The sequence below is a fragment of the Janthinobacterium sp. genome (assembly GCF_009923995.1).
GTDB lineage: Bacteria > Pseudomonadota > Gammaproteobacteria > Burkholderiales > Burkholderiaceae_D > Janthinobacterium.
In genome coordinates, this window is record NZ_RFSK01000049.1 from 38597 (window position 1) to 47837 (window position 9241).

Here is a 9241-nt window from a genome sequence, read left to right on the forward strand (position 1 = left end):
TATGATACGCCTCGCAGTAGTAGGCTTGGGCAAGATGGGCTTGTCCCACCATTCCATGATCAATGCACATCCCGGTGTCAAGCTGGCGGCCGTCTGCGATGCCACCGGCTACATGCTCGACATCCTGGGCAAATACACGGGCGTGAAGACCTATACGGATTTCGACGTCATGCTCGAGGAGCTGGAACTGGACGCCGTGATCATCGCCACGCCGTCCAGCATGCACGGCAAGATGGTGCTGGCCGCGCTGAACAAGAATCTGCACGTGTTTTGCGAAAAGCCGTTCTGCCTCGATACGGAGGAAGGCGAGCAGGCCACGCGCCTGGCCGCGGAGAAGGGCCTCGTCAACCAGGTCGGCTACCACTACCGTTTCGTCGGCGCCTTCCAGGAAGTCAAGCGCCTGCTCGACCTGGGCGTGATCGGCGAGGTGACGCACATGCTGGCCGAAGCCTATGGCCCGGTGGTGCTGAAGCCGAAGGGTTCCACATGGCGTACCCAGCGTTCGGAAGGCGGCGGTTGCCTGTACGACTACGCGGCCCATCCGCTGAACCTGCTGAACTGGTATTTCGGCGCGCCGCGCGGCGTGGGCGGCTCCGTCCTCAACAAGATATTCTCGGCCGACACGGACGACGAAGTGTTTTCCACCCTGTATTACCCGGATGGCAAGAGCGCCCAGCTGTCCGTCAACTGGAGCGACGAGTCCTACCGCAAGATGACGACGAAGGTCAGCGTGTGGGGCAAGAACGGGCGCATCGCCGCCGACCGCCAGGAAATCCAGGTCTACCTGCGCGACGCCAGCGGCGCGCCGGAGGGCTACCGCGAAGGCTGGACCGTGCGCAACACAACGGAATTGACGGAACCGGTCGACTTTTACCTGCGCGGCGAAGAGTATTCCGCACAGCTCGACTATTTCGTCCGTTGCATCGTTGACAAGCGCGCGGACGACAACGTCAACTCCTTCGCTTCCGCGCTGGCCACCGACCGCGTCATCTCGATGCTGATCGCCGATGCGGAAAAAGGACCTGGCGTACTGTCCAGTGATGCCTTGCCGGAACAGCCCAAAAAGAAAAAAGGCTTCTTTTTCGGCCGCTGACAGGCCGCGCAGCTGGATTTCGATACGAAATATGAATGGAGCAGGAAATGGATCAACTCGATCGTTTGTTATTTGGTGATAATCAGTTCTTCGGTGTAAATCATATGTCGGAGGAAAAAGCACGGGCCCAGGCCATGCGTTTTCAGGATATCAAGGCCGTTATCGGTGTGCTCGATAATGCCTACGATGAAGGAGTGAAATCCTTCATGTGCACGACCCATGACCGTATCGCGCAGGTGTGCGATCACATGCGTGCCGACCCGGTGCGCTACAAGGATTTCAAATTCATGCCTTGCATGCCGTATGCCCACAAATATGCCAATGCCGTCACGGAAGACGGCATCATGGGTGCGCTCAGGCGTTTCACGCCCGACGAAGGCTTCCTGAACGCCGCATTTCGTGGCGGCAAGGCCTTGGCGACCAAGGATATCGAAGGCATCATCACCTTGCTGGTGGATGCGGAAATGAAGATGTTCGCCGGCCTGAACACGCCCGTGATCTTCCTGCAGAACGTGGTGGTCGACCTGTTGCTGGGCCTGGGCTTCAAGGATGCCTTTTTGATTTTCGCCAATCATGTGCGCAAGCGCTATAACGCCGAGCCCGGTTTCATCACCATGAACCTGCCCAAGCTGCTCGACGTGCTGGAAGAACTGGGCATCGACAATCCCATCGTCTGCTCGAACATCAACAAGGTGGGCTTCCGCATGTCCGGCGGCTTCGATGCCTACCAGAGCGCCTTGCGCGACCGCAAGTTCCGCGCCATCGCCATGTCCGTCTTCGCCTCGGGCGCCATTGCGCCGGAAGAAGCGATCGAGTGGGTGTGCCAGCAGCCGAATATCGAATCCATCGTCTTTGGCGCTTCCAGCCGCGGCAATATCCGCAACACGCGCGAGCTGGTGGACCGCTACTGGCGCACGGGGCAGGAGCAGGCATCATGAAGACCATCTACCTGGTGGCCGGCGCGCGGCCCAACTTCATGAAGATCGCGCCCATCGTGCGCGCGCTGCAGGGCCACCCGCGCCTGGCATTCAAGATCATCCATACGGGCCAGCACTACGACCGCGAGATGAACGACGTGTTCTTTGAAGAGCTGGGCATTCCCGAACCGGACGTCTTCATGGCGGCCGGCGGCGGCACGCACGCGGAACAGACGGGCAAGATCATGCTGGCCTTCGAGCAGCTGTGCCAGGCCGAGCGCCCGGCCGCCGTGCTGGTGGTGGGCGATGTCAATTCCACGCTGGCCTGTTCCATCGCGGCCAAAAAACTGGGCATTCCCGTGGCGCACGTGGAAGCGGGCCTGCGCAGCGGCGACATGGGCATGCCGGAAGAAATCAACCGTCTCGTGACGGACAGCATTTCGGACTGGTTCTTCGTCACGGAACCGAGCGCCGTCGAGCATCTGCGGCGCGAAGGCAAGGCCGATGCCGCCATCCATTACGTGGGCCATGTGATGGTCGACAACGTGCTGTACCAGGCTGAAAAACTGGGTCGCGAGTCGCCGCAGCAATTTGAAACGTCGGCCTTCAAGGCGGCGCACAGCGGCGCCGGCGCCCGCTATGGCGTGGTGACCCTGCACCGTCCCAGCAACGTCGACAGCGCGGAGGACATGCGCAAGGTGGCCGGCGCGCTGGTCGAGATCGCCGCCGACCTGCCCCTGATCTTCCCCGTGCATCCGCGCACGCGCGCCAACCTGGACAAGTTCGGCATCGACCTGGGGCCGAACGTCACGCTGGTGGGCCCGCAAGGCTACATGGCCTTCCTCGACCTGTGGAAGGATGCGGCGCTGGTGCTGACCGACAGCGGCGGCCTGCAGGAAGAAACCACGGCGCTGGGCGTGCCGTGCATCACCATCCGCGAAAACACGGAGCGTCCCGTCACCGTCGACGAGGGCAGCAATGTCCTGGCCGGCACGGACCCGCTGCGCATCGTGGCCGAGGCGCGCAAGGTGCTGCGCGGCGAAGGCAAGCAGGGCCGCCGTCCGCATTTGTGGGATGGCCAGGCCGCGCAGCGCATCGTGGCGCAGCTGGACAAGGAATTGGCGTAAGAACAGGCAAGGCATGCAAGGGACAGGCTGAAAGAGGACTGGACCGGCGCACAGGGCGGACAGAGACAGCGCCGCCCATGCGCCGGCAAGACGGCCGACGGCTGGCGAACGCCCCGCCGGACGCCGCATCCACCCTAAACAACGATGGAAAGCGATCGACGATGAAAGCGATGATATTGGCTGCAGGCAAGGGCACCCGCGTGCGCCCCCTGACCTATGATTTACCGAAACCGATGATACCCATCCTGGGCAAGCCCGTGATGGCTTACCTGGTCGAGCATCTGTCCCGCTACGGCATTACCGAAATCATGGTCAATGTCAGTTACCTGCATGAAAAAATCGAGGAGTATTTCGGCGAAGGGCACCAGTTCGGCGTGCAGATCGGCTACTCCTTCGAAGGCTACACGAATGACGCGGGCGAGGTCGTGCCCGAGCCGCTGGGATCGGCAGGCGGGATGAAGAAGATCCAGGAATTCGGGCATTTTTTTGACGAGACGACCATCGTGCTGTGCGGCGATGCCTTGATCGACCTCGACATCAAGTCGGCCCTGTTCGAGCACCGCCGCAAGGGGGCGCTGGCCTCCGTCGTCACGCTGGAAGTGCCGTGGGACAAGGTGTCGAGCTATGGCGTGGTCGTCAGCGACGAAGACGGCCGCATCCGCGCCTTCCAGGAAAAGCCGGCCCGGGCCGAGGCGCTGTCCAATTGCGTCAGCACGGGCATCTATATTTTCGAGCCGGAAGTGCTGGACCTGATCCCCAGCGACCGGCCGTTCGACATCGGCTCGGAACTGTTTCCCCTGCTGGTCGAGAAGGGCTTGCCGTTCTATGCGCAAAAGCGCAACTACAACTGGATCGATATCGGCAGCGTCAAGGATTACTGGGAAGTGCTGCAAAGCGTGCTGATGGGCGAAGTGGCCCAGCTGGACGTGCCCGGCATCCAGATCGACGACGGCCTGTGGGTGGGCTTGAATACCAGCATCGACTGGAGCGGCGGCACGCGCATCGAGGGGCCCGTGTACATCGGTTCGGGCAGCCGCATCGAGGCGGGCGCGACGATTGTCGGGCCGACCTGGATCGGCCACGGCAGCCACGTCTGCGCGGGCGCCGAAGTGGTGCGCAGCGTGCTGTTCGAGTACACGCGCGTGCTGCCGGGCGTGGTGCTCGATGAAATGATCGTCTTCAAGGATTACAGCGTCGACCGGGCCGGCGAGATGCGGCATGCGTCGCAGTACGACCCCGACGCCTGGGCGAACGCCCGCGACCGGCGCAACCGCCGGCGCGCCAATGCCCCCATGGAATTGCGCGTCGTTAAATAACCAGGAGCCCCGACATGAACATCTATCCAGTGATCTTGTCGGGGGGCTCCGGCAGCCGCCTGTGGCCCTTGTCGCGCCAGGCGCTGCCGAAACAGCTGTTGCCGCTGGTATCGCGGCAGACGCTGCTGCAGGATACCGTGCAGCGCGTGCGCGACCTGGACGATGTCGCGCTGCACGCCATGCCGCCGCTGCTCGTCTGCGGCAGCGAGCACCGCTTCTTGGTGGCGGAACAGCTGCGCCAGGCGGGCGTGGCGCCGCTGGGCATCGTGCTCGAACCACAGGGGCGCAACACGGCGGCGGCCGTGGCGGCGGCCGCGCAATACCTGCTGGCGCACGATGCAGAGGCACTCATGCTGGTCTTGCCGGCCGACCACCAGGTGGGCGACGTGGCCGCATTTCACCAGGCGATTGCGCAGGCGGCCCCGCTGGCCGCGGCGGGAGCGCTGGCCACGTTTGGCATCCTGCCGACGGCCGCCGAAACGGGCTACGGCTATATCCTTGCCGGCGCGCCCCTGCCCGGATCGGCGCACGGGCGGCAGGTGGAGCGCTTCGTGGAAAAGCCGGACCTGCCGACGGCCCGCGCCTTCCTGGCCGACGAGCGCTACCTGTGGAACAGCGGCATGTTCCTGTTCCGCGCCGCCGCCTGCCTGCGCGAATTGCGCGCGCTGGAACCGGACCTGCTGGCAGCGTGCGAGCAGGCCGTCGCGCACGGCAGCCGCGACCTGGATTTTTTCCGCCTGGAGCCGGCCGCCTTTGCCCGCTGCCGCAGCGTCTCGCTCGACCATGCCGTGATGGAGCACACGCACAGCGCCGTCGTCGTGCCGGCCGCCATCGGCTGGAGCGACATCGGCTCCTGGTCGGCCCTGTGGGAAGTCCTGCCCCGCGACGAGCAGGGCAATGTCGTGCGCGGCGACGTGTATCTCGACGGCGCGCGCAATTGCCTGGTGCGGGCCGGCAGCCGCATGCTGGCCGTCCTGGGCGTGGACGACCTGGTGATCGTCGAGACGGACGATGCCGTGCTGGTGGCGCATCGCGACCAGGTGCAGCGGGTGAAGCAGGTGGTGGACTACCTGGCGCGCCACGAACGCACGGAGCACCTGCAGCACCGCCTCGTGTACCGTCCCTGGGGCAGCTACGAAGGCATCGACGCGGGCGAGCGCTTCCAGGTCAAGCGCATCGTCGTCAATCCCGGGGGGCAGCTGTCGCTGCAGATGCACCATCACCGCGCCGAGCACTGGGTGGTCGTGCGCGGCACGGCCCGCGTGACCTGCGGCGAGCGCGTCAGCTTACTGACGGAAAACGAATCGACCTATATTCCCATCGGCATGACGCATCGGCTGGAAAATCCCGGCAAGCTGCCCCTGCACCTGATCGAAGTGCAGACCGGCAGCTACCTGGGGGAGGACGACATCGTGCGCTATGCCGATGCCTACCAGCGCGCGTGAGCGTCAGGGCACGGGATGCATGACGTCGGGGGTGCAGCCGCTTTTGACCACCTTGCCCGGATTGCCTACCACGATGGAGTACGGCGGGATGTCTTCCGTGACGACGGCGCCGCCGCCGATGCGGCTGCCGCGCCCGATGGTGATCCCGCCCGTGATGATGGCGTGCGGACCTACCCACACCTCGTCCTCCAGGGTCGGGTAGCCGATGACGCGTTGCCCGTCCTTGGCGATGCGGTCGCGCCGGCCCAGCGTGACGCCATGGAACAGCGTGACATTGCGGCCGATGACGGCGCCCGGACTCATGACCATGCCCCAGCCATGGGTGAGGGCAAAGCCGGCGCCGATCCGGGCCGACCAGGGAAAGTCCACGCCTGCCCGGTTCGCCGCATGGCGGTGCAGCAGCTTGCAAACGGGCATGAATACGCGCCACGCGCGGCCCGCCTGCGATACCGCCTGGCACAGGCGGGCCGTCGCGACGACGCGGAAGGCCCTGCTGCGCAGGATTTCCTTGAATGTCAGGCCCCAGCTGCTGCGGCCGGCCAGCCGGTAAGTGTCAGCCTTCAATGCTGCCCAGGTTGTCATGCGCTCCCCACTCTCCACGTCGTCCAGTCTCGTTGTCGTTGGGAGACATTATATCTTTACTATGTTTGCCGCTGCCACGGTTATGGCAGGCCAGGAAGCATGATGCCATAAAGAAACTATTTATTAAATAAAAAATAAGAAAATAAATTGCTTTATGCTATCATTGCTGTCGGTTAAATAATTCAACGCGCAGGCTAGGTCTTGCCTGCCATTACGTCTGGTGGAGTCGCATGAAAAAAAATACCCGTTCGCTAGTGGCCGCCCTGGCGCTGGCTGGCGCCGCCCTGTTTTCCCAGGCTGCGGCCGCTGCCGTCGTCGACATCAGCTCCCTGCCCAGCGCCGTGACGCTGGCCAGTGGCGGATCGCTGACCTTTGGCGACAAGTTTAAAGCGAGCAACAAAGGCAATTTTTTCAACGATCATTTCACGTTCAACGTGACGCAGCCGAGCAGCCTGAGCCTGGTGGTGACGTCGACCAGCACGAGCGCGGCAAATGGCCTGAACCTGACGGGCCTGGGTCTGTACGACAGCGCCAATCACAGCTTGCTGCAGGGTACGCAGGTATTGACGGGCAAGGATGACAAGTGGACCTTGTCGTTTGCCAATCTGGCGGCCGGTTCCTATTACGTCAAGGTCAGCGGCAACCTCGTGTCGGGCGCGGGCGCGACCTTCAGCGGCAACGGCAGCCTGATTTCTGCCGTACCCGAGCCGGCAACGTATGGCATGTTGCTGGGCGGCCTGGGTCTGCTGGGCTTGCTGGCGCGCCGCCGCCAGTCCGCCGCCTGAGCCTTGCGACAGTTTTCCCTTTCCGCATTCTTATCCTGCGGCCAGCTCGCGCCGGCTGCTGTCTTTTTGGTGAAACGTATGAACAACATTCTGAAATCCCTGTTCCTGGCAGTCATGCTGGCCGGCAGCAGCCTGGCCGCGCACGCCGCCCCCGTGGACATCAGCCACGCCCCCGTCGACCTGACGCAGGACTTGCTCGATTATTCGGGCAGCAATCTGTTTGGTTCGTTTACGCTGGCGCCGGGCCAGCTGGCCGGCGTGGAGCACAATTTCTTCAGCGACAAGTTCCTCTTCACCTTGACGGGCAGCAATGATTTCAGCGGCCTGGCCACGTCCTTGAAGCCGAGCCAGAACTCGGGCTTGACGCTGACGGGATTCAGCCTGAAAAACGCGGGAGGCGTCGTCCTGCAAGGCTCGCTGGACTTGCTGAACTTCACGGCGGCCGACCAGGCATGGACCCTGTCGTCGAATGCGGCGCCCCTGGCTGCCGGCAACTACTTCCTGGAAGTGAACGGTTACGTGGCGTCCGCCGCCGGCGGCAGCTACAGCGGCAACGTGGCCGTCAATCCTGTGCCCGAGCCGGAAACCTATGCCATGCTGCTGGCCGGTTTCGGTCTGCTGGGCTTCGTGGCGCGCCGCCGCAAGTTCCAGGCCTGAGCCCTGTTGCTGGGCACACATCACGGAGGCCGCGGCCTCCGTTTTTTTTTGCGCAGCTTTCGCGGCTATAATTGTTGCCAATACGGGTGGCCGCCTGGCGGCCATTTTGATCAATCGCAACTGTCTCCTGCCACGGTATCCCATTGCGTATTTCACTCTGTCTGCCGCTGGCACTGCTGGCCACGCTCGCCCATGGCGCCGAATCCGCCGTCCCGCCCGGCTTGCAGCCGGCACAACTGGCCATCGTCATCAACGACGCTGAGCCGAACAGCATCGAGGTGGGCGAGTATTACCGCCAGGCCCATGCCATTCCCGCCGCCAACGTCGTGCACGTGCATATTCCGAACCGGCCGCGCAAGCTGAGCATGGATCAGTTCGCGCAGCTGAAAGAACGCATCGACGGCCAGCTCAAGCCCGGCATCCAGGCCGTGCTCATGGTGTGGAGCGCGCCATATGCCGTCGAATGCAATTCGATCACCTCCGCCTACACCCTGGGCTATGACGCCGGGCAATGCATGAAGACGTGTAACCCGGGCAAGGCCAGTACCTATTTCAACAGCAATACGGGCCAGCCCTTCAGCCAGCTGGGCATGCGCTTGTCCATGCTGCTGCCCATCGACTATGTCGACGAGGCCAAGGCGGTCGTCGACCGCGGCACGGCCAGCGGCTTTGCCGTGCCTGCCGCCAGCGCCTATTACCTGAGCACCAGCGAAGGGGCGCGCAACAGCCGCGCACCATTCTTCCCGCCGGCCGGCGTGGTGCGCCAGCGCAAGCTGACGATCAAGAACATGAAGGCTGATGTGCTGGAAGGCGCGCAGGACGTCATGGTGTACCAGACGGGCATGGCGAAGGTGGACAAGCTCGACACCCTGCACTTCCTGCCGGGCGCCCTGGCCGACCACCTGACCTCGTTCGGCGGCGACTTGCAGGGGACATCGCAGATGAGCAGCCAGCGCTGGCTCGAAGCGGGCGCGACCGCCAGTTACGGCACGGTCAGCGAACCGTGCAACTATTGGCAGAAATTTCCCAATCCCACGGTGCTGCTGCGCCGCTACCTGAGCGGCATGACGGCGCTCGAAGCGTACTGGGGCAGTGTCTCCTGGCCGGCGCAAGGCCTGTTCATTGGCGATCCGCTGGCCGCGCCATACGCGGCTTTCCGGCGCTGATCCCGGCAAGGGGGACGAAAAAAATGGCTCGCAAGAGCCATTTTTGTTATGCCTGGCCGGTACGCCGGCGGCGTCCGATCCAGCTCAGCAGTCCCAAGCCTGCCAGCAGCATGGCATACGTCTCCGGTTCCGGCACGGCAGGAATCTCCGGCA

Annotated in this window: 10 protein-coding genes; 8 read left to right on the forward strand and 2 right to left on the reverse strand. The window is 63.6% G+C overall.

The window, feature by feature from the left end; all coding sequences use genetic code 11:
* Position 1: 1 nt before the first annotated feature.
* The 5 genes from EBS11_RS21045 (at position 2) to EBS11_RS21065 (ending at position 5898) form a co-directional block, all read left to right on the forward strand.
* Complete coding sequence (locus tag EBS11_RS21045) at positions 2 to 1093, forward strand: Gfo/Idh/MocA family oxidoreductase (protein ID WP_290606053.1); 1092 nt, start codon at positions 2 to 4, stop codon at positions 1091 to 1093.
* Positions 1094 to 1227: 134 nt separating this feature from the next.
* A complete protein-coding gene (locus EBS11_RS21050; protein WP_290606055.1) occupies positions 1228 to 2031 on the forward strand; it encodes a hypothetical protein in 804 nt (267 codons plus the stop codon).
* Positions 2028 to 3137, forward strand: coding sequence for a UDP-N-acetylglucosamine 2-epimerase (non-hydrolyzing) (gene wecB / locus EBS11_RS21055; RefSeq protein WP_290606057.1), 1110 nt, complete (start codon positions 2028 to 2030; stop codon positions 3135 to 3137). The genes EBS11_RS21050 and wecB overlap by 4 nt, the downstream gene beginning before the upstream one ends.
* 161 nt (positions 3138 to 3298) lie before the next feature.
* Positions 3299 to 4453 carry an NDP-sugar synthase gene (locus EBS11_RS21060; RefSeq protein WP_290606059.1) on the forward strand — a complete coding sequence of 385 codons (1155 nt, stop codon included), beginning with the start codon at positions 3299 to 3301 and terminating at the stop codon, positions 4451 to 4453.
* Positions 4454 to 4467: 14 nt separating this feature from the next.
* Complete coding sequence (locus tag EBS11_RS21065) at positions 4468 to 5898, forward strand: mannose-1-phosphate guanylyltransferase/mannose-6-phosphate isomerase (RefSeq protein ID WP_290606061.1); 1431 nt, start codon at positions 4468 to 4470, stop codon at positions 5896 to 5898.
* Positions 5899 to 5901: 3 nt separating this feature from the next.
* On the opposite strand, the gene EBS11_RS21070 is transcribed toward EBS11_RS21065, so the two are convergent.
* On the reverse strand, positions 5902 to 6480 hold the full coding sequence (locus EBS11_RS21070) for a serine acetyltransferase (RefSeq protein ID WP_290606063.1): 579 nt from the start codon (positions 6478 to 6480) through the stop codon (positions 5902 to 5904).
* A 230-nt stretch (positions 6481 to 6710) separates the two neighbouring features.
* Here EBS11_RS21070 and EBS11_RS21075 point away from each other — a divergent pair, with 230 nt between their 5' ends.
* From EBS11_RS21075 to EBS11_RS21085, 3 genes are all read left to right on the forward strand, one after another.
* Positions 6711 to 7265, forward strand: coding sequence for an FxDxF family PEP-CTERM protein (locus tag EBS11_RS21075; RefSeq protein WP_290606065.1), 555 nt, complete (start codon positions 6711 to 6713; stop codon positions 7263 to 7265).
* 78 nt (positions 7266 to 7343) lie between these two features.
* Positions 7344 to 7922 (forward strand): FxDxF family PEP-CTERM protein, encoded by a 579-nt coding sequence (locus EBS11_RS21080; protein WP_290606067.1) that lies wholly within the window; start codon positions 7344 to 7346, stop codon positions 7920 to 7922.
* Between the two features lie 143 nt (positions 7923 to 8065).
* Positions 8066 to 9088: a TIGR03790 family protein gene (locus tag EBS11_RS21085; protein ID WP_365955881.1), complete on the forward strand. Its 1023-nt coding sequence runs from the start codon at positions 8066 to 8068 to the stop codon at positions 9086 to 9088.
* Positions 9089 to 9134: 46 nt separating this feature from the next.
* On the opposite strand, the gene EBS11_RS21090 is transcribed toward EBS11_RS21085, so the two are convergent.
* Positions 9135 to 9241, reverse strand: a 107-nt coding sequence (locus EBS11_RS21090; protein ID WP_290606073.1) for a PEP-CTERM sorting domain-containing protein, incomplete at its 5' end; no start/stop codon positions are given.

What these genes read in the sequence shown, in the direction of transcription:
- EBS11_RS21045 (WP_290606053.1), top strand. Translation starts at nt 2, where the DNA reads ATGATACGCCTCGCAGTAGTAGGCTTGGGCAAGATGGGCTTGTCCCAC.
- EBS11_RS21050 (WP_290606055.1), top strand. Translation starts at nt 1,228, where the DNA reads ATGCGTTTTCAGGATATCAAGGCCGTTATCGGTGTGCTCGATAATGCC.
- wecB (WP_290606057.1), top strand. Translation starts at nt 2,028, where the DNA reads ATGAAGACCATCTACCTGGTGGCCGGCGCGCGGCCCAACTTCATGAAG.
- EBS11_RS21060 (WP_290606059.1), top strand. Translation starts at nt 3,299, where the DNA reads ATGAAAGCGATGATATTGGCTGCAGGCAAGGGCACCCGCGTGCGCCCC.
- EBS11_RS21065 (WP_290606061.1), top strand. Translation starts at nt 4,468, where the DNA reads ATGAACATCTATCCAGTGATCTTGTCGGGGGGCTCCGGCAGCCGCCTG.
- EBS11_RS21070 (WP_290606063.1), bottom strand. Translation starts at nt 6,480, where the DNA reads ATGACAACCTGGGCAGCATTGAAGGCTGACACTTACCGGCTGGCCGGC.
- EBS11_RS21075 (WP_290606065.1), top strand. Translation starts at nt 6,711, where the DNA reads ATGAAAAAAAATACCCGTTCGCTAGTGGCCGCCCTGGCGCTGGCTGGC.
- EBS11_RS21080 (WP_290606067.1), top strand. Translation starts at nt 7,344, where the DNA reads ATGAACAACATTCTGAAATCCCTGTTCCTGGCAGTCATGCTGGCCGGC.